This is a genomic window from Pseudomonas sp. MWU13-2100 (assembly GCF_023242365.1).
GTDB lineage: Bacteria > Pseudomonadota > Gammaproteobacteria > Pseudomonadales > Pseudomonadaceae > Aquipseudomonas.
The window spans coordinates 44,933-65,095 of sequence record NZ_JALLIX010000032.1; the positions used below are offsets into that span (position 1 = coordinate 44,933).

The 20,163-nt window shown below is 52.4% G+C and carries 15 protein-coding genes and 6 pseudogenes; 15 read left to right on the forward strand and 6 right to left on the reverse strand.

The window, feature by feature from the left end:
- The first annotated feature begins 12 nt into the window (after positions 1-12).
- Complete coding sequence (asnB, locus tag M5B99_RS20760) at positions 13-1,938, forward strand: asparagine synthase (glutamine-hydrolyzing) (protein ID WP_248805785.1); 1,926 nt, start codon at positions 13-15, stop codon at positions 1,936-1,938.
- Between the two features lie 24 nt (positions 1,939-1,962).
- The gene (locus M5B99_RS20765; RefSeq protein ID WP_248805786.1) at positions 1,963-3,102 is read left to right on the forward strand and encodes a glycosyltransferase family 4 protein; all 1,140 of its coding nucleotides are present in this window, start codon (positions 1,963-1,965) and stop codon (positions 3,100-3,102) included.
- A gap of 669 nt (positions 3,103-3,771) precedes the next feature.
- On the opposite strand, the pseudogene M5B99_RS20770 reads toward M5B99_RS20765, so the two are convergent.
- The 4 genes and pseudogenes from M5B99_RS20770 to tnpB all read right to left on the reverse strand — a co-directional run.
- A pseudogene (locus M5B99_RS20770) lies at positions 3,772-4,332 on the reverse strand (transposase); the annotation flags it as partial.
- 46 nt (positions 4,333-4,378) lie between these two features.
- Positions 4,379-4,543, reverse strand: a pseudogene (locus tag M5B99_RS20775) (transposase domain-containing protein); the annotation flags it as partial.
- Between the two features lie 64 nt (positions 4,544-4,607).
- A pseudogene (locus M5B99_RS20780) lies at positions 4,608-4,970 on the reverse strand (IS3 family transposase); the annotation flags it as partial.
- A gap of 184 nt (positions 4,971-5,154) precedes the next feature.
- On the reverse strand, positions 5,155-5,319 hold the full coding sequence (gene tnpB / locus M5B99_RS20785; RefSeq protein ID WP_248805787.1) for an IS66 family insertion sequence element accessory protein TnpB: 165 nt from the start codon (positions 5,317-5,319) through the stop codon (positions 5,155-5,157).
- Positions 5,320-5,404: 85 nt separating this feature from the next.
- On the opposite strand from tnpB, the pseudogene M5B99_RS30330 reads away from it, so the two are divergent.
- The 9 genes and pseudogenes from M5B99_RS30330 to M5B99_RS20825 form a co-directional block, all read left to right on the forward strand.
- A pseudogene (locus tag M5B99_RS30330) lies at positions 5,405-5,562 on the forward strand (hypothetical protein); the annotation flags it as partial.
- 269 nt (positions 5,563-5,831) lie between these two features.
- Positions 5,832-6,872 carry a polysaccharide biosynthesis protein gene (locus M5B99_RS20790; protein WP_248805788.1) on the forward strand — a complete coding sequence of 347 codons (1,041 nt, stop codon included), beginning with the start codon at positions 5,832-5,834 and terminating at the stop codon, positions 6,870-6,872.
- Positions 6,873-6,875: 3 nt separating this feature from the next.
- Complete coding sequence (gene wbjC, locus M5B99_RS20795; RefSeq protein WP_248805789.1) at positions 6,876-7,994, forward strand: UDP-2-acetamido-2,6-beta-L-arabino-hexul-4-ose reductase; 1,119 nt, start codon at positions 6,876-6,878, stop codon at positions 7,992-7,994.
- A 23-nt stretch (positions 7,995-8,017) separates the two neighbouring features.
- Positions 8,018-9,148, forward strand: coding sequence for a non-hydrolyzing UDP-N-acetylglucosamine 2-epimerase (gene wecB, locus M5B99_RS20800; RefSeq protein WP_248805790.1), 1,131 nt, complete (start codon positions 8,018-8,020; stop codon positions 9,146-9,148).
- Between the two features lie 14 nt (positions 9,149-9,162).
- A complete protein-coding gene (locus tag M5B99_RS20805) occupies positions 9,163-10,416 on the forward strand; it encodes a glycosyltransferase family 4 protein (protein WP_248805791.1) in 1,254 nt (417 codons plus the stop codon).
- On the forward strand, positions 10,416-11,378 hold the full coding sequence (locus M5B99_RS20810) for a UDP-glucose 4-epimerase family protein (RefSeq protein ID WP_248805792.1): 963 nt from the start codon (positions 10,416-10,418) through the stop codon (positions 11,376-11,378). Before M5B99_RS20805 ends, M5B99_RS20810 begins: the two co-directional genes overlap by 1 nt.
- 2 nt (positions 11,379-11,380) lie before the next feature.
- On the forward strand, positions 11,381-12,415 hold the full coding sequence (locus tag M5B99_RS20815) for an MraY family glycosyltransferase (protein WP_248805793.1): 1,035 nt from the start codon (positions 11,381-11,383) through the stop codon (positions 12,413-12,415).
- Positions 12,416-12,509: 94 nt separating this feature from the next.
- Positions 12,510-14,504 carry a polysaccharide biosynthesis protein gene (locus M5B99_RS20820; protein WP_248805794.1) on the forward strand — a complete coding sequence of 665 codons (1,995 nt, stop codon included), beginning with the start codon at positions 12,510-12,512 and terminating at the stop codon, positions 14,502-14,504.
- Between the two features lie 114 nt (positions 14,505-14,618).
- The gene (locus M5B99_RS20825; RefSeq protein WP_248805795.1) at positions 14,619-14,957 is read left to right on the forward strand and encodes a ComEA family DNA-binding protein; all 339 of its coding nucleotides are present in this window, start codon (positions 14,619-14,621) and stop codon (positions 14,955-14,957) included.
- Positions 14,958-15,141: 184 nt separating this feature from the next.
- Here the strand turns inward: M5B99_RS20825 and tnpC are convergent.
- Positions 15,142-15,898, reverse strand: a pseudogene (gene tnpC, locus M5B99_RS20830) (IS66 family transposase); the annotation flags it as partial.
- Positions 15,876-16,332, reverse strand: a pseudogene (locus M5B99_RS20835) (transposase); the annotation flags it as partial. The pseudogenes M5B99_RS20835 and tnpC, both read right to left, overlap by 23 nt.
- 162 nt (positions 16,333-16,494) lie before the next feature.
- Here M5B99_RS20835 and M5B99_RS20840 point away from each other — a divergent pair.
- Genes M5B99_RS20840 through M5B99_RS20855 form a run of 4 tightly spaced genes read left to right on the forward strand, consistent with a single transcriptional unit; the run spans position 16,495 to position 20,151 of the window.
- Entirely contained in the window at positions 16,495-17,865 is a 1,371-nt protein-coding gene (locus M5B99_RS20840; protein ID WP_248805796.1) for a hypothetical protein, read from the forward strand.
- Positions 17,862-18,554, forward strand: coding sequence for a WbqC family protein (locus M5B99_RS20845; RefSeq protein ID WP_248805797.1), 693 nt, complete (start codon positions 17,862-17,864; stop codon positions 18,552-18,554). The genes M5B99_RS20840 and M5B99_RS20845 overlap by 4 nt, the downstream gene beginning before the upstream one ends.
- The gene (locus tag M5B99_RS20850) at positions 18,551-19,492 is read left to right on the forward strand and encodes a glycosyltransferase family 2 protein (RefSeq protein ID WP_248805798.1); all 942 of its coding nucleotides are present in this window, start codon (positions 18,551-18,553) and stop codon (positions 19,490-19,492) included. The genes M5B99_RS20845 and M5B99_RS20850 overlap by 4 nt, the downstream gene beginning before the upstream one ends.
- On the forward strand, positions 19,489-20,151 hold the full coding sequence (locus M5B99_RS20855) for an acetyltransferase (RefSeq protein ID WP_103495875.1): 663 nt from the start codon (positions 19,489-19,491) through the stop codon (positions 20,149-20,151). The genes M5B99_RS20850 and M5B99_RS20855 overlap by 4 nt, the downstream gene beginning before the upstream one ends.
- Positions 20,152-20,163: the final 12 nt, after the last annotated feature.

Sequence of the window (20,163 nt, forward strand, 5' to 3'; positions counted from 1 at the left end):
GAGATAGTCGGTATGTGCGGAATTGCGGGAGTTGTCGGGTGGAAGCAGGATCAGCAAGGCGCCGTTGCCGTTGGCAAGATGGTGGATGCGCTGATACATCGAGGGCCCGACGATGGAGCAGTTTGGTCAGATGCCGATAGGGGAGTGTCGCTGGGACACCGGCGGCTTTCGATCCTGGAACTCTCGGTACACGGCAGTCAGCCGATGATTTCCGATGATGAGCGATATGTTATCGTCTTCAATGGTGAAATCTATAATTTTAATGAGTTGCGCGAGAAGTTGATTGCGTCAGGTTTGACGCGCGTCTGGCGCGGGCACTCTGATACAGAAGTGTTGCTGGCAGCGCTCGGTGCGTGGGGGGTACAAAAAACCCTTGAAAACCTGGTGGGTATGTTTGCCTTTGCGGTTTGGGATAAAGTTTCCAGAACGATTACATTGGCACGAGACAGAATGGGAGAGAAGCCACTTTACTACGGTATTGTGGGCAACCGTTTTGTCTTCTCCTCCGAGTTGAAGGCGATCAAGGCTGCGTTTGGTAGCGATCTGCGAATTGATCGTCATGCGCTAGCCAAGTTCGTAAGATATGGTTACGTTCCGGCTCCGGAGTCCATCTATGAAGGCATTAAAAAGTTGGAGCCGGCACACTATTTGAGTGTCGGCTCGTTTTCTAGTGTGCAGGAACCCGTTTCCTATTGGTCGTTACCGCCGGTTGGCGAGTTAAAACATGAACTTTCGCAGGTCAGCGATAAGGAAGTTGTGGATGTTGTCGGTCAAAGATTGTCTGCTGCAGTAAAATCGCAAATGATCGCCGATGTTCCACTTGGTGCGTTTTTGTCCGGTGGTGTCGATTCAAGCTTGATAGTGTCGTTGATGCAATCACAGAGTTCTACCAGTATCAACACTTACACGATCGGGTTTAATGAGCCTGAGTTTGATGAGGCACCTTACGCCAAAGCGATTGCCAAGCACTTGGGGACTAACCATACCGAGTTTTATCTGAGTGCCGATGATGCTATTTCAATAATTCCGCACCTGCCGGAAATATACGACGAGCCGTTTGCTGACTCCTCGCAAATACCTACAATCCTGGTCTCCAGGATGACAAAACAGCATGTGTCCGTTGCCCTTTCTGGTGATGGTGGCGATGAGCTTTTTGCCGGATATCCCCGTTATCAGATTACTGCCGGGCTATGGGAGCGTATAAAAAAGCTGCCGTTGCCTGCACGCCAGGTCATGGCTTATTCACTTCGTTCGCTCTCGTCCAAGGGGTGGGACAACGTCTGTTCGATTCTGCCGGGCAGTCTTCGAACCAAAGTCAATGGTCGACGTATCTACAGAATGTCCGAGCTGTTGGGCTCTGAAAATCTGGCGCAGATGTATACCGGTTTGATGTCTCAGTGGCAGTCGACCGACAATGTGGTGCTGGGTGTCGATGCTCAACGGCACGACGTAATTTCCTGGGAGTCGGCAGTGGATTACGTCGAGGAAATGCGTCGTTGGGACGTCTCTCAGTATTTGCCTGGCGATTTGCTGGTTAAAGTGGATCGTGGTGCGATGAGCGCAAGCCTGGAAACCCGCGCTCCATTGCTTGATCATCGGGTTGCGGAACTCGCGTTTTCCTTGTCGTCAGACCAACTGATAAAAAATGGTGTGGGGAAGTGGCCGCTTCGCGAGCTTCTTAAGCGATATGTTCCTACTTCATTTTTTGACAGGCCGAAGGCGGGGTTCTCTATTCCATTGGCTCAATGGTTGCGAGGGCCGCTGAAGGAGTGGGCAGAGGACCTGTTAACGGAGGAACGGCTGAAGAGAGAGGGCTACTTCGACTCTCAGAAAATTCGCTCGGCATGGCTCCAGCATCAGAACGGAACATACGATCGCAGTCTTCATTTGTGGAATATTCTAATGTTCCAATCCTGGCTCGATAAAAATAGCCACTAATTCACATTGAGCAAAAGGTTTCCCATGAAGATAGTTTTCAATGCACTTTCTGCCCGGCTTGGTGGAGGTCAGACATATCTGATTAATCTTTTTCAGTTCGTACCTGACAATGCGGATCTTGAGATTCTGGTTTTCGCCCCGGCGTCACTCAAGCTGCCTGATCACCCGAGGATCAAGCGGATCGAACCGGCCTGGCCCACTGAAAACCCGATTATGAGAGCTGTGTGGGAGCGGTGGGTGCTGCCCGGTATTTTGAAGGCTGAGAAAGCTGACGTACTATTTTGTCCCGGTGGCGTAGTGGGTTCCTCTGCTCCAACAGGTTGCAAAGTTGCGACAATGTTTCGGAACATGATTCCATTTGATTTGCGAGTGCGCAAAAGTATTCCACTTGGATTGCAGCGTCTGCGAAATTGGTTGTTGAATCGTATTATGCTCAAGAGCATGCGCGAAGCGGATCTGACGATATTCATCTCAAATTACGCGCGAAGTGTTATTGAGTCACTGATCAATATCAAAAATCCAGTTACAATTCCTCACGGAATCAGCTCGGTATTCAGGACACATGGCGATTCTGCTGTTCTTCGGCCGGATTTTTTACCCGCCGGAGAATATATTTTATACGTGTCGCGATTTGATGTTTACAAACATCATTATGAAGTAGTTAGCGCTTATGCAGATCTGCCAAAGGAGCTTCGCGAAAAATTTCCATTGGTTCTTGTGGGCGAAACAAACCTGCCGGAGGCCGATCGGGTCAAGTCTCTAGTTGCAAGGCTAGGCCTTGACGGCCAAGTACTATTATTGGGCGCTATTCCCTATCAGATGCTTCCTCCACTGTATCATCACGCCTACCTGAATCTCTTTGCCTCATCGTGTGAGAACTGCCCTAATATTCTTCTCGAAGCGCTCGCTTCCGGAAGGCCGATGATTTGCTCCAACGTAATGCCGATGCCGGAAATTGGAGCGGATGCAGCACTGTATTTTTCTCCGTTTGATTCAAAAGATATAAAAAATGTGCTGTCTGAGGCGCTGACAAGTCCTGATACTTTGAAGGCGTTGTCCGTTGCGGCGGTGACGCAGAGCGATAAATTTGACTGGGAAAAGACTTCAAAAAAAACATGGTCAGAGTTGCTGGCGTTGGCCGTGAGTCCCAAAAAAGGTGTTTGATAAATGAAAGTTCTTGTGGTGTCGCAATATTTTTGGCTAGAGTCTTTTGTTGTCAATGATCAGGTTAAAGCTTTATCTATCCAGGGCCACGTTGTAAAATTCTTACCGGAAAGCCAAACTACCCGGATGGTGTAGTCTTTAACGGCTAGAGTGCCTCCGGCACTCGGGAAGAAAAGTTCGAGTCCTCTGTCAGTGTTTACCATGCACCGCTCAGACCGCGTGGTACTTCTGATGCAAAAAAAACCTCGTATTGAACTAATTGTCATTTATCTTGAATGGCTTGAGGCACTACCCACGCGCAGTGAAAGGGGATGCCTATCATGCGATTTTTGTATTTGCGCCAGCTCCAATTGCCTCGGTTATTCCGGCGACTTACTTGAGGTGGAAACGCAAAGCCATTTGGTTGTATGGGGCCAGGATCTCTGGCCAGAGAGCTTGAGTGCGACCGGGTTCATCAAGAACAAGGCAATATTGTGCGTTGTAGGCTGGCTGGTGAAAGGTATTTACGCCTTCGTCGATACGCTGCTTGTTCAATCGAGGGCGTTTCAAGACCCGGTTGCCCGTTATTCCGGTCCTGGCAAGGTTGTGCATTACCCCAACTCCTATCAGGACATACCGGCGATTTTCAAGATAGTTGTCGCGTGAGCGTGTCACGCTGCCTTTGATGTTTGTTGCAGTACCGCCTCCCTCTCTGGGGTTCAGGCACACAATCGGGGCCAGCGACCAATTCCTGATCTTGCCGCTCCAGCGCTCCGGATGCCTTGCACGTGCCGCCTCGTACAGCTCGATACGCTTGTGCAGCAGCTCTTGCGCCTGACCAGCTCGCCGCTGTGCCGGAGTTACAAACTTCAGCGCGCTGTGGCGATGCTCGTGGTTGTACCAGTCCATGAAGCGGTTCACCCAGTTCCTGGCCTGCTCCAGTGTTTCGAAGGGCCGCTCCGGCCATAGTGGGCAGTACTTGGCCGTGCGAAACAGGGCCTCGGCATAGGCGTTGTCATTGCTCATTCGGGGCGGCTGAACGAGGGCATCACCCCTAGGTTCTGCATCGCCGCCAGCATGGTCGAGCCCTTCATCGCACTGCCGTTGTCCGAGTGCAGTACCAGCGGCTGGTTCACGCAGACAGGCCTGACGCAACAACTGTGCGGCCTGCTCGGCGCTTTCGTTGACATGCACCTCGTTGGCTACCAACTTACGGCTGTAGACGTCCTTGATCATATACCAGTAGAAGTAACGTCACGATCCACGAACTACACCTACCTAAAGATGAGGTAGTCGTTTACCGTGGCATCTCTGGCGAGCAGTTCCACGGCAGCAGGGCTTCGAAGTCTTCTACCGACGTCGCCAGCGGCAGTCGCTCCAGTATGTGGCGCAGCCACGTATAAGGTTCCTGGCCATTGATCTTGGTGGTTTCGACCAGGCTGTAGATTTGTGCGCTGGCCGTGGGGTAATCCTCCCACTTTTAATACTCGCCAGAAATAGAGGTCAGGCCGCCAGGGCCAACTTCTGTTCTGCTGCGGATCACCCGGCTGAATATATTCCAATCGGATACCCCGTTTCTCGGCCCATCCAGCGAGCTTGGCGCTGATAAACTCTGGACCGTTAACGCTGCGGATCGCCTCTGGCTTTCCACGCCGCCAGCGGTTCGGGCTTCTCGCGCACAATGCGCTTATGCGGCTTGACCCGCAGGTTCAGTTCCAGTTCGCGATAAATCCGGTACACCCGCTTGTGATTCCAGCGATAGCCCTTCACGTTACGCAGATACAGAAAGCACAATCCAAACCCCAGTTACGCTGGTTATGCGTGAGTCGGATCAGGTGATCGGCGATCTCGGCGTTTTTAGGCGCCAAACGCGGTTGATAGCGATAGCACTGATACTACACCGACCTGAACGAACCGCTTCCTGCGCCATCTCTCTTCGCCGCGATGTCTTCACGCAAGATTTCCTTGATCCGATTAGGAAAAAATTCTACTTCCGATGAGCACTTTTTTCAGAGGGGATTACCGAGCCGCAGACAGAAGCCGTTGCGCTCCCAGTAAAGGATTTTCACCCGGTTACGGTGGGGGGGGGCGATTCAGAAAAACGAAAAGTGCCGGGTCGAACACGGCGACTCTGATGTCCAGTTCGACCAAGGCGGCGAGACCGTCGATGGATTTTCGAAAATCCACGGGCTTGGGGTGGAGGTAGACTTTTTCCACTTTTGCATCGGGTCGCATCATGACCGCGGGCTCCAGAAAGAATTCGGGAGCGCAGCATCGGGCATCAAGTATCGGCTTGGAATGTGGTCTTCATGGAGCGCTTACAGTCCTCGGGGCTCTAGGCGGGCACCGTGATTACAGGAGCCCCGGGCCTGCACTGCCGCCGGTATCCAGAAAAAGCTGGGACGAGGCAAACTTCTTCCATCGGGCATTACGAAAAAACTGGATGGTCGGCTGTTAGGTAACGGGTTGCCAGCTTACGATTCGACTCTTGGAGCTCGGCTCGAACTCGCGGCGTTGTTCGGGCTGAGCCATGAAGACGTCTATCCATAACGCATCCTCTTGTTCAACGGGTAAGGATGCACCATGACTCTCCGAGACTAATCAGAGAGCTGGATAGCGGTCTTGATGATGTAAAATGTGGTTCGTTTCGACCTATTTTTTGCGTGACAGGGGGTTGTTGTCCAAAAACTCCAGATCGTGCCCCAGGATGGGTATGGTACAATTCTGCATATTTTTTGAGAGGGTTCAGCGTGGAAAATTTCTCTGGCAAGGTATTGCTTATCAGTGGTGGAACTGGTTCCTTCGGGAACGCCGTTCTCAAGCGTTTTCTTAGCAGTGATATTGCAGAGATTCGCATTTTCAGCCGTGACGAAAAAAAACAAGATGACATGCGCAAGCGCTATGCCAACTCTAAGCTTAAGTTCTACATCGGTGATGTGAGGGACTATCAAAGTGTTCTAACGGCTACCCGTGGCGTAGATTACATATTTCACGCCGCTGCGCTCAAGCAGGTCCCATCTTGCGAGTTTCATCCGATGGAGGCCGTCAAGACCAATGTGATCGGCACCGACAATGTGCTGGAAGCCGCTATACATAACGGTGTAAAGCGTGTGGTCTGCTTGAGTACAGACAAAGCTGTGTACCCAATCAATGCCATGGGTATTTCCAAGGCCATGATGGAAAAGGTCATGGTTGCCAAATCTCGAAACGTCGATGAACAGAAGACGGTGATTTGCGGTACTCGTTACGGAAACGTGATGGCTTCCAGGGGATCTGTCATCCCTCTCTTCATTGAGCAGATACGTCAAGGAAAGTCGCTGTCCATTACTGATCCAAACATGACGCGCTTCATGATGACGCTGGCGGATGCCGTTGATTTGGTTCTGTATGCCTTTGAACATGGCAACAACGGTGATCTTTTTGTCCAGAAGGCACCAGCAGCAACAGTAGAAACCTTAGCTCATGCACTGACATCGATGTTGGGGCAGCCGGAGCATCCGATCCAGGTCATCGGCACTCGTCATGGCGAGAAACTGTATGAGGCACTCTTGAGTCGAGAAGAAATGGCCTGTGCAGAAGATATGGGGGACTACTTTCGCGTGCCGCCCGATCTACGTGATTTGAATTACAGCAAGTTTGTTGAGCAGGGCGAAGAAAAGATCTCCACGATGGAAGACTATAACTCGCATAACACTGAGCGTCTGGATGTTGAGGGAATGAAAAAGTTGCTGCTCAAACTTGATTTCATGCGTGCGATTCAGCGCGGTGAACACGTGATATCTGAGGAATAAGGCATGAAAGTATTGATCACCGGTGCCAATGGATTTCTCGGTAAAAACCTTGTTGCTCACTTGCAGGAGCGCAAAGACATCGAGTTGCTGCGATTTTGCCGTGAAGAGGATATTGCCAGTTTGCATTCACTTGTATCCAACGTGGACTTTATTTTCCACTTGGCCGGTGTCAATCGTCCTAAACATGTCGAGGAATTTATTTCGGGTAACACCAATTTGACACAGGCGCTGTGTGACGCAGTCGCTGCTAGTGGTCGTAATATCCCTTTGCTTTATACATCCTCTATACAGGCGGAGCAGGACAACGCTTACGGCACCAGTAAGCGCGATGCCGAAGACGCGCTCTTGAGTCTTTCGAGTCAGCAGGGCGTTGATGTGCATTTATACAGGTTGCCCAATGTGTTTGGGAAGTGGGCTCGACCTAATTATAATTCGGTCGTAGCGACGTTTTGCCATAATATTGTGCGTGATTTGCCCATCAGTATAAATGATCCGGATGCCAGTGTTTCGCTAGTTTATATCGATGATGTCATAAAAAGCTTTGTTGCTGTTATGGATGGAGAGCAATCTGGTAATCCGTTTGTTGTGATTGAGCCTCATTTTTCTATTACGGTAGGTGACCTTTCGGCGCAACTGCGGGCATTCAAAGAAAGCCGGCAGTCAATGATTACGGAGCGTGTCGGCACGGGGCTTCTGCGTGCGCTTTACTCTACCTATCTCAGCTACCTGCCGCCTGAAGAGTTTACTTATAACGTTCCGAAATACGGAGATGCTCGCGGTGTTTTCGTTGAGATGCTCAAGACCAAGGATTCGGGTCAGTTTTCGTATTTTACAGCGCATCCAGGGGTCACTCGAGGCGGTCATTATCATCATACGAAAACTGAAAAGTTTCTGGTTATCAAAGGCAAAGCCTGTTTCCGGTTTCGCCACATAGTGTCGGGCGACTTCTATGAGTTGTTCACCGACGGCGAATCGCCGGAAGTGGTAGAGACGGTCCCAGGTTGGAGCCACGACATTACCAACGTTGGCGAAAGTGAAATGATCGTCATGCTGTGGGCTAACGAGATTTTTGATCGTGAGTTTCCAGATACTTACACTATGGCTGTGGGCACACAAGCCTGATCGCATTAGGAATGAGCATCGCAATGAAAAAGTTGAAAGTCGTTACCGTCGTAGGCACTCGCCCCGAAATCATTCGCTTGTCACGAGTCATGGCTGCGCTGGACCAGCATTGTGATCATGTACTTGTACATACCGGGCAAAATTACGACTACGAACTGAACGAAATTTTCTTTCAAGATCTGGGTATCCGCAAGCCTGACCATTTCCTGAATGCGGCCGGCTCAACGGGTGCAGAAACCATTGGTAATGTGATTATCAGTGTAGATCGTGTACTGGCAGAGGTTCAGCCAGAGGCCCTGCTCGTGTTGGGTGACACGAACAGTTGCATGGCGGTTATTCCCGCCAAACGTCGCAAGATTCCAACGTTCCATATGGAAGCTGGTAATCGTTGTTTCGATATGCGAGTGCCGGAAGAGATCAATCGCCGTATCGTCGACCACACGGCAGACATCAATCTGACCTATAGTACAATTGCTCGGGATTATCTGCTGCGTGAAGGTCTTCCGCCTGATATGGTGATCAAGACCGGTAGCCCAATGTTCGAAGTTCTGAATTATTATCGTAATGGAATCGAGTCTTCGGATGTGTTGCAGCGTTTAGGTCTTGAAGCTGATAAATTTTTTGTGGTCAGTGCTCATCGTGAAGAGAATATCGATTCAGACAAAAATTTGCTCAAGTTAGTCGATGTGCTAAACTCCGTGGCGGTAGCCTACGGTTACCCGGTTATTGTTTCGACTCATCCACGTACTCAAAAGCGTGTCGACGCAATGGGCATCGTATTTCATGAGAATGTAAAGCTCCTTAAACCGTTGGGGTTCAAGGATTACAACAAATTGCAACTCGAATCCAAAGCAGTGCTGTCCGACAGCGGCACTATCAGTGAAGAGTCGTCGATTCTGAAATTTCGTGCGTTGAATATTCGCGAGGCTCACGAGCGTCCAGAAGGTATGGAAGAGGCCGCGGTAATGATGGTGGGGCTTGAGGTCGAGCGGGTCTTGCAGGGGTTGCTGATACTAGAAACACAGGCTTCTGGCTCGGAGCCTACCTTGCGGCTGGTTGCAGATTACAGTATGCCGAATGTTTCCGAAAAAGTAGTTCGGATTATGCACAGTTATACTGACTATGTAAATCGTGTTGTCTGGAAGTGTTACTAATTCGAGTTGTGATCATGGCTGAGAATAAACTGAAGATCTTGGTGGTCACGCAATATTTTTGGCCGGAAAATATGCGTATCAATGATTTGGTTCGCGATTTTACCGAGAAAGGGCACTCGGTTACTGTGTTGACGGGTTTGCCAAATTACCCGGAAGGCAAAGTATTTCAAGAGTATCAAGCGGCGCCTGAGCGCTTTGGTGACTACTTTGATGCGAAAGTTGTCAGGGTTCCAATGCTACCGCGAGGCAAGAGCAGCATTAGTCTGGTGCTGAATTATTTCAGCTTTTTTACCAGCGCCTCTATCGTTGGTGCCTATAAATTACGCGGTGAGAAATTTGACGCAGTATTTGTTTATGCTGTTTCACCGATAATGGTAGCAATTCCAGCACTGTTTATTGGTTGGTTGAAAAAAGCCCCGGTGTTTGTATGGGTTCTAGATCTCTGGCCTGAAACGCTAAGAGCGGTAGGAGTCCTAAAAAAACCTGCTTTGCTATCAATGGTCGGGAAGATGGTTTCATGGATTTATAATCGTTCCGACTATTTGCTTTTACAGTCACATGCGTTTTTCGAGAATGTTAAAAAATACTGTACGAAAGAAATAGCGTCCCAGCGACTAGTCTATTTTCCAAGTTGGGCTGAAGATGACTTTTCTGTATCGGCGCCTCAACGCTCCAACTTGTTAACGCGCGATGATTCCGTCTTCACTGTCGTATTTGCTGGCAATCTCGGCGAAGCCCAGAATCTTCCCGCCGTATTGGATGCTGCCGAGGAGTTGGTTGACAAGGTATCCGTGCGTTGGGTGATTGTTGGCGACGGGCGTATGAGTGAATGGCTTGATCAGCAGGTCCGTACCAGGCGGCTTGATAACGTGTTGTTGCTAGGAAGGCACCCACTAGAAGAGATGCCTGGTTTGTTCGCATGCGCGGACGCCTTACTCGTTTCACTGAAGACCAATGACGTATTCGAAAAAACCATACCTGGAAAGTTGCAAGCTTATCTCGCATCAGGCAGACCACTCCTGGGGATGATTAACGGAGAGGCGGCAAGGGTGATTGGCGACTCGGGTGCAGGCTTTACGTGCCCGTCTGGCGATGCGAGGGGACTCGCGAAGATTACCTTGGCTCTGGCGAAATCAGATGCAAGCCAGCTGAAGGCGATGAGTGAATCCGGTCGCGAGTATTACTTGAGTAACTATTCGAAACCTATTCTTCTAGCTCAGCTGGAAGATCTTTTCCGAAAAGCCACCTTACGAAAGGTCAGCCGCTAATGTTGCAGAGCATTTTTTTGACTGGGGCGACGGGCTTTGTTGGTGGAGCCATTCTAAATCGTCTGCACAACGAAAATAAGCATCCTGTCGTGGCAGTTGTTCGTAGTGAATCTCGGCTCCAGGTGCAGAGCGTTCCCTCGATATGCATAGACACGTTTGATGGCGACACCAGGTGGGAAGACAAATTTGCCAATTCGAATGTGATCATTCATTCGGCGGCTAGGGTTCATGTCATGAATGATGCCGAGGCCGATCCATTGGCAGCGTTTCGCAAAGTAAACGTTGAAGGCACATTGAATCTTGCCCGGCAGGCGGCTGCATCAGGTGTGCGACGATTTATTTTCATCAGCTCAATCAAAGTCAATGGAGAGGGGACGGCTCCGGGGGCACCTTATACTGCCGATGATGCCCCTGCTCCGGCGGACCCCTATGGTATTTCCAAGATGGAGGCGGAGCAGGGACTTCGCAAGCTAGCGGCAGAAACAGCCATGGAGGTCGTTATTATTCGGCCGGTACTGGTCTATGGACCAGGCGTTAAGGCGAACTTCTTGAATATGATGCGTTGGTTGGACAAGGGAATCCCCTTGCCTTTTGGAGCGATTTACAACAGTCGAAGTCTGGTCGCGTTAGATAATCTGGTCGATCTGGTATTGACCTGTATCTCTCACCCTGCCGCTGCCAATCAGACCTTTCTTGTCAGCGACGGAGATGATTTATCCACGACCGCATTGCTGAAGAGGATGGCGAAAGCGCTCAACAAACCAGCTCGACTCATTCCGGTACCTAGCTGGATGCTTCAGGGGGGGGCTGAAATACTGGGTAAAAAGGGGCTTTCCCAACGGCTATGTGGGTCGTTACAAGTCGATATCACAAAAACTCGTTCTCTTTTAGGTTGGATACCACCGGTGAGCGTTGATGAGGCTCTGGCGACCACTGCGTTATATTTTCGGGAACATCGATAACAATGATTTACTTGTGGCTAATTCCGGTTGTTGCTGTTCTTTCCTTGGCGCTGACTGCAGCTTTGCGACGCTATGCGTTGGCTCGAAGCATCATTGATGTTCCCAACGCTCGCAGTTCTCACTCTATTCCGACTCCACGGGGTGGTGGAGTGGCAATCGTTGTGGCCTTCCTTGTCTCGCTGCCCTTGTTGGGATTGACCAATCTAGCTCCTTGGACAGAACTGATTGCTGTGGGGGGGGCGGGCGGCTTGGTTGCAGTGATTGGTTTTATGGACGATCACGGTCATATAGCAGCTCGCTGGCGCTTATTAGGTCATTTCAGCGCTGGAGCTTGGGGTTTATTCTGGCTCGGGGGCCTGCCTCCTGTCAGTGTCTTGGGGTGGGTCGTGGACCTTGGCTGGATTGGGCATGTTTTGGGCGTCATTTATCTTGTTTGGATGCTCAACCTGTATAATTTTATGGATGGCATTGATGGTATCGCTAGCATCGAGGCCCTGTGTGCCTGCTTGGGAGCATGTTTGCTTTATTGGCTTGGCGGTTTTTCCGGACTTTTTTGGGTGCCATTGATATTGGCGATGGCCGTTGTGGGCTTTCTCTATTGGAACTTTCCTCCTGCACGTATTTTTATGGGAGATGCAGGAAGTGGTTTTCTGGGTATCGCCTTGGGGGCCATTTCCTTACAAGCTGCCTGGGTGTCATCAGCACTGCTTTGGGGGTGGTTGATCCTGTTAGGTGTGTTTGTCGTTGATGCAACATTTACCTTGCTGCGTCGGTTGATACGTGGCGATAGGGTATATGAAGCTCATCGTAGCCACGCTTATCAGTTTGCCTCTCGAAAGGCGGGTAAGCACCTGCCAGTAACACTTGCGGTGGCGTGCATCAACATGTTTTGGCTATTACCTATTGCTATCTGTGTTATAAAATTAGGCCTTGACGGTGTGTATGGTCTTGTGATCGCCTATCTGCCATTGATTGTTCTGGCGATAATGTTTCATGCCGGAGAGTTGGAAGACACGTCGCGGTCCTCGGCTGCCTGAGGTTCGGTATTTCTATTGTCTTGAATGTGCTCGAGTGTGATCGCTAGTAGGGTTCTCTCTAATTTAAGTGTGGCAAGAGGTGTTCAAAGAGGTTATGGACAGATTCCGAGCTTTATTGTTAGGTCTTCCGCGCCGCAGTAAACGACTTATTCAGGTGTCGACAGATGTCGTCCTTGTTTGGCTCGCGCTCTGGATGGCATTTGTTGTTCGTTTAGGGATTGACGATATAATCAATCCTTTTACTCAGCACCTCTGGTTATTCCTCGGTGCTCCAGTGGTTGCAATTCCCCTCTTTATCCGCTTCGGGATGTACCGGGCGGTGATGCGCTACTTCGGCAATGATGCCCTGATTGCGATTATCAAGGCCGTCAGCCTTTCGTCGCTGATTCTCGGGGTGGTGGTGTACTGGTACAGCAACCATCAGAACATCGTGCCCCGCTCGATCATTTTTAACTACTGGTGGTTGAGCTTGATCATGGTGGGCGGGTTGCGCTTGGCCATGCGCCAGTTTTTTTTGGGCGACTGGTTTGCCGCGGCGCAGCATGTTCCGTTCACCAGCCGGGACAACGGGTTAACTCGCGTTGCCATCTATGGTGCGGGTGCCGCCGGTAACCAGTTGGTTGCCGCCTTGCGCATGGGGCGGGTGATGCGTCCGGTGGCGTTTATCGATGATGATAAAAGCATTGTGGACCGGGTAATTTCCGGCTTGCAGGTGTACAAGCCCAAGCACATTCAACGCATGATCGAAGAAACCGGCGCTCAAGAGGTCCTGCTGGCAATTCCTTCCGCCAACCGCGGGCGTCGCCGCGAGATTCTGGGTTTTCTGGAAGGTTTTCCGCTGCACGTTCGAAGTGTGCCGGGTTTCATGGACCTGGCCAGCGGCCGGGTCAAGGTTGACGACATTCAGGAAGTCGACATTGCGGACCTGCTTGGCCGCGATGCGGTGCCGGCGCAGGGTGATCTGCTCGAGCATTGCGTCAAGGATCAATCGGTTCTGGTCACCGGGGCGGGTGGCTCTATCGGTTCCGAGCTGTGTCGCCAGATCCTCGCGTTGAAGCCGACCACGCTGTTGTTGTTCGAGCACAGTGAGTTCAATCTTTACAGCATTCTGTCGGAACTCGAGCAACGTATTGCCCGTGAGTCGCTATCGGTGCGGTTGCTGCCGATTCTCGGTTCAGTGCGCAGCCAGGACAAACTGCTGGACGTGATGAAAACCTGGCACGTGGACACGGTGTATCACGCGGCGGCCTATAAGCATGTGCCGATGGTCGAGCACAATATTGCCGAGGGTGTACTGAACAATGTGATAGGGACGCTGAATACTGCGCAGGCTGCCCTTCAGGCCGGTGTGGCGAACTTTGTGCTGATTTCGACAGACAAGGCTGTGCGCCCGACGAATGTCATGGGCAGCACCAAGCGACTGGCGGAACTGACGTTGCAGGCCTTGAGTCGTGAACTGGCACCGGTGATGTTTGGTGACAAGACCAACGTATCCCAGGTCAATAAAACCCGGTTCACGATGGTGCGATTCGGCAATGTACTCGGGTCTTCCGGTTCGGTGATTCCGTTGTTCCACAAGCAGATCACGTCGGGTGGTCCGCTGACGGTCACGCATCCGAAGATTACCCGTTATTTCATGACGATCCCTGAGGCCGCACAGCTGGTCATCCAGGCTGGCTCGATGGGCCAGGGCGGTGATGTGTTCGTGCTGGACATGGGCGAACCGGTGAAGATTGTCGAGCTGGCAGAGAAGATGATTCACCTGTCTGGTTTGAGTGTTCGTTCGGACAAAAATCCTCACGGTGATATCGCCATCGAGTTTACCGGGCTGCGTCCAGGCGAGAAACTCTACGAGGAGTTGCTGATCGGTGACAACGTCGCCGCGACCCGGCACCCCATGATCATGAGTGCCCACGAGGATATGTTGTCATGGGATGTGCTCAAGTCTAGGTTGTACGATTTGGTATCTGCTGTTGAGAGCGATGATTATGTGCGCGTGCGTCAAATGTTGCGCGACACTGTAAGTGGCTACACTCCCGACGGTGAGATCGTCGACTGGATTTACCAGCAGCGTCGTATGGACCCTTGATTGCTACACACTTGGTAATGACGTGATTTTTGACAGGAGCCCTCCATCATCTAGGTTTGGAAAGCAGCTTCGGAAAAGCTGCTTTCCTTATCACGATGTCATGGAGTGTCACTTATGCGCACAGGTCTCCTCTCTTCCATCGCTTTCGCCCTGCTGCTGGGGGCTAACGGCATGGTCTTGGCCGCACCAGCCGCTGCTGCCAAGACCGATCCTGTGGTTCCCGCTGCAAGCCCGGCGGCGACGTCCGCCAAGCCGGGCAAGCTCAACCTCAACACTGCCGATGCCCAAGCCATCCAGCACGGGCTCTCCGGCATAGGTGAGGCCAAAGCCCAGGCCATCGTGGCCTATCGTGAAGCGAACGGTCCTTTCACATCAGTGGACGAATTGCTCGAAGTAAAGGGCGTCGGCAAGTCGCTGCTCGACAAAAATCGCGACAAGCTCGATATCAACTGAGCGCGTCCCCTCTAAAAATCGGAAATCCAGAAAATGGCATGAGTCGTGATTACTCGTTGCTTAACGATTGTTGAGCAATCCGAGACGATAATCATGAATGCACAGCTGTCCCTGGCCGACCAGATTACCCTGGAGTTACGTAAGCGATCCACGAAGTACACCTACCACCAGATGCGCCTCTCGTTTACCGTGGCATTTCCGGTGAGCAGTTCCACGGCAGCAGGGCTTCGAAGTCTTCTATCGATATTGCCAGCGGCAGTCGCTCCAGTATGTGGCGCAGCCACGATAGGGCTCCTGGCCGTTAGCCCTGGCGGTTTCAACCAGGCGTAGATTTGTGCGATGGCCGTGGCGCCGTTGGGCATGTCACTGAACATCCAGGCCTTGCGACCGATCACGAACGGCTTTTTCGCATGCTCCGCCGCATTGTTGTCGATCGGTAAAAAAACGGTCTCCAGGTAACGCACCAGCCAGTTCCAATTACTCGCCATGTCACTGATCGCTTTGTCCAGAGGACTTTGCGTCGAGACCTGCGGCTGGCTCTTGTCCAGCCAGTTTTTCAACTGGACCAGCACCGGGAGGCTCCTTTCCTGACGGCCAGCGAAACGCTGCTCATCACTGCCGTCCTTGAGATCGCGTTCGATACCCTACAGTTTATTGATCATCGCCAGCGCGATATCAGCTCTACCGGTCTTGCCCTTGGGCTGTACTTTCTGCGCCTCGATGAACTTGCGTCGTGCATGTGCCATGCACAGCAAGCGCTCAACACCGGGTTGGGCGCCCACGGCGTTGTAGCCAGCGTAGTCATCGATCATCAGATGGCCACGGTAGCCATCGAGCAGGCGCAATGGCACTTCCTGCGCCCGGCTGGCGGTGTAGTCAAACAACACGACTTTCCTGTCCGGTGGGCCGCTGGCCTGCACCCACATCCAGGTTACGCTGGTTATGCGTGAGTCGGATCAGGTGATCGGCGATCTCGGCGTTTTCGGGCGCCAAACGCGGTTGATAGCGATAGCACGTGATGCTGACGCCAAAGGCCAGGCACGCCAGCTTGATACTACACCGACCTGAACGAACCGCTTCCTGCGCCATCTCTCGTCGCCGCGATGGCTTCACCACTTTTTTCCATGGTTTCCTGGATGATTTCGGCTTTGAGACGCTCTTCGGCGTACATTTTTTTGAGGCAACGGTTGTCTTCCTTCAGTTCGCGCAGCCGAGTCATCAGCGATGCGTCCATGCCGCCGAACTTGGTGCGCCACTTGTAGACGGTGGCCGAGCTGATGCCGTGCTCGCGGCACTGCTCTGGCACAGGGCTTCCAGCCTCGGCTTGCTTGAGGACGGCCATGATTTGACTGTCTGAAAAACGCGATGTCTTCACGCAAGATTTCCTTGATCCGATTAGGAAAAAATTCTACTTCCGATGAGTACTTTTTTCAGGGGGGATTACCCGCCAACACCCGCCCACGACTAAAAAGCACGATGAGTCAATTCGCTATTATCTACGAGGAATGCTTCACCAGACCGTATATCTAGATTATGATTGCGCCGCCGCCTGACCGTAATTACCTCGTTTGGCAGCAAATGCCGCGTTGGGCCTCCCGTACTGGCACCAATTATTCCAAGCGTATTGCGAATACTAGAAAAGATGATTTTTATAAGAAATAACAAGCTTTTCTCCTGTTTATACTTGCTGGCGGTCGTCATAACCATCGGTGCGGTGTACTTACTGGGCTTCGGGGAAGCGGCAAGCCAGATTGCGACCGCGCCCGAGCGCCTGAGAAGCTACACGTTCCCCATCTGGGAGCAACACGCTTTTTCGCAGCACGGTTTCCTCGTCTTTTATTCGATGGAGAACTACGTCAATAAGATCGCGTATTCCAACCACTCCACAGCTTATCTGTTCTACATGTATGCCCTCTATAAAGTAGAAATGTATGTGCATGCATTGCCAATGAGAGTGACAGGGGCTTTCCTGAACATCATTTCGCTGGCTGGTGTTACGTTCTTTTTTCTGTCCCGTCTGGTGGAAAAGCGCCTGGCATTCGGTCAGGGACTGCTGATTCTGTTATCGGTCGTATTCATGGTATCGATGCCTGGATTCTGGATTTCTTCGGCCAGATTCAACGTCGACAACACGTTCCCATTGATATTTGCGTTCCAAGCGATGGCTGCGTTCTTGATCTGGAGAAATCAGGAACGGTCCGGAACGGTCATGACAGTGATCGTGTGTTTTGCCGTGTTTTCTCCGATCTCGGCGGCGTTGCTAGGCGTCGCCTTGCTGGTTTGGGCATGCCGCAGCGACGGTCTCGACAGACGGATGTGTCGTCTGGCATTGGTGGCCCTTGTTGCGGCCGTTGCCTTCTATCTGCCGTCCCCACTGATATCGAAGGCGCTGGGTTTCACCTCGTCCAACAGCGGGTGGCTGTTTCGCGCTGGCCTGGATGGTGACACCACTTACTTCACCAACGTCGTGAAGTCGATACTTGATCCGCAGTTCCCGCGGCCAATTCCGACCATTGCCGTGCCGATCCTGTTCCTGGTAGCCCAGTTGGCCTATTTCCGCATGATCAAACGGCGTGAACCTGCAGGCGTTGCGACGCCGGCGGAGACCTCCCCGTTGGCCGGCGTCCGCTTGTTCTACTACCTGCTTTTTTCGCAATACATGATGACCACTCTGCTGTGGCCGCAGGCCATTGCCATTCATCCGTACCTGTATGACTACCTGCTGATGGCACCGGTTTTCGTCGCGATTGTTCTGAATTTTGCATTCAAACCTTCACCGGCTGCGTTGCGTTTCTGGGCACTGGCGCTCTTGTTCTGCATTTCCTTCCATCTCCAGCAGGTCGCACAGGCAAAATGCCAGGGGTGTTACTACCCGAGCGCCTGGGACGCGAGTGGCAAGCACCCATGAAGACCGTCGCCATTCTCCAGTCGAACTACATACCCTGGAAGGGTTATTTCGACATAATCGCTGCGGTCGATGAGTTCATCCTCTACGACGACATGCAGTTCACCAAGAACGACTGGCGCAATCGCAACCTGATCAAGACACCGCAAGGTGTCCAGTGGCTCAGCGTGCCTGTCGGACAAGGCATCAGTCGCCGCATTCGCGATGTCGAGCTGGCCCCTGCCTGGCAGGCCAAGCACTGGAAAACGTTGCAGAGCAACTATCGGCGAGCGCCTTTCTTCGACGAGATCGCTCAGTGGCTCGAGCCGCTCTATCTGGTGGAGACCCACACGGGGCTGTCGACGATGAACCGGAAGTTCATGGAAGCGATTTGCCGATACATCGGTATTGAAACCCGCATTACGAATTGCTGGGACTATATGCCTGCCGGCGACAAAACCCGGACTGCCCGCCTGGTGGACCTTTGTCAGCAGGCCGGTGCGACGCAATACTTGTCGGGACCGGCGGCAAAGGACTATATCGAGGCGCCGCTGTTCGACGATGCCGGCATTGCGCTGCAATGGGTCGATTACTCTGGCTTCCCCGAGTATCCGCAACTCTGGGGGGAATTCACCCATGGTGTCACCGTCCTGGATCTGCTGTTCAATTGCGGCAAGGACGCGCACCGTTACATGAGGCATGTCAAAACATGAAGTTGTCCGTCGTCGCCACGCTTTACCGCTCGGCCAAGTTCGTCGAGCAGTTCCATCTCCTTGCGAGCCAGGCGGCACAACAACTGGTCGGAGACGATTACGAGATCGTACTGGTCAACGACGGCTCGCCCGATTCAAGCCTGGAGCTGGCCGTCCAGTTGAGCGAAGCTGATCACCACGTGGTGGTGGTCGATCTCTCGCGCAACTTCGGCCACCACAAGGCCATGATGACGGGCCTGCGACATGCCTGCGGTGAACGTGTCTTCCTGCTCGATAGCGACTTAGAGGAAGATCCGGCATGGTTGCTCTCGTTCAGCGAGCAAATGGAGCGCGAAAAGGCCGATGTGGTCTATGGTGTCCAGCAGCAGCGAAAAGGCAAGCACTTCGAGCGCTGGACCGGGCAGGTGTTCTACAAACTCTTCCGTTTCCTCAGCGGGCTGGATATTCCCGACAATATCGTCGTCGCCAGGCTGATGTCGCGCCGCTACGTGGACGCGCTGATTCAGCACGACGAACGCGAGTTGTTCATGGCGGGTCTGTGGGTCATCACTGGCTTCGATCAGCGTGCGCAGGCCATCGTCAAGCGCAGTCGTGACGAGACGACCTACACGCTGGGAAAGAAAGTGGCGCAACTGGTCAATTCGATTACTGCCTTCAGCAGTGCGCCGCTGGTAGGAATCTTCGGCGTGGGCTGCGCGATCTTTCTGCTGTCGGCCGCCTACACGAGCTTTCTCATCGTCAACTGGCTGCTCCTGGCGAACCCACCCAGCGGCTATACGTCGCTGATGGCTTCGATCTGGTTGCTCGGCGGCCTGATCATCGCATTCGTCGGGGTGGTCGGGATTTATCTCGCCAAGATTTATTCCGAAGTCAAACAGAGACCCTACACTATTGTCCGGAACGTCTACCGTCAGGCTGAGGCGCGGAGCATCGAATGAAAAAACTCATTATTTTTGGTCTCACTGACGCCGCCGAGCTCGCACTCTATTATTTTTCCAGCGACTCCGGCTATCAGGTCGAGGCGTTTGCCGTCGATCCCGACTACATGCCGGCCGACAAGAGCTTCAAGGGATTTCCGGTGGTGGCATTCGATGAAGTCGCCCAGATCTACCCGCCAGACCGGTATGTCTTTTTCGTCGCGCTCGGCTATTCCAAGCTCAACCAGATCCGCAAGGAAAAATATCTGGCAGTCAAGGCGCTGGGCTACGAAATGGTCAGCTACATCAGTTCACGAGCCTCGTTGCTGACAGAGGATATCGGCGAGAACTGCTTCATCCTGGAAGACAATACCGTTCAGCCCTTCGTGCGCATCGGCAACAACGTGACCATGTGGAGCGGCAATCACGTCGGACATCATTCGCGTATCGAGGACCACTGTTTCTTGGCCTCGCACATCGTCGTATCCGGCCGTGTTACGATCGGGGAAAGCTGTTTTCTCGGCGTCAACGCGACCCTTCGCGATCACGTCACCATCGGCGAGAAATGCATCATCGGCGCCGGCGCCCTGATTCTTGGAGATGCCGCTGCCGAAGGTGTGTACGTCGGACAAGCCACTGAACGGTCGCGCGTGCCGAGTACCCGCGTCAGGAACATCTGAAGAACCTCATCA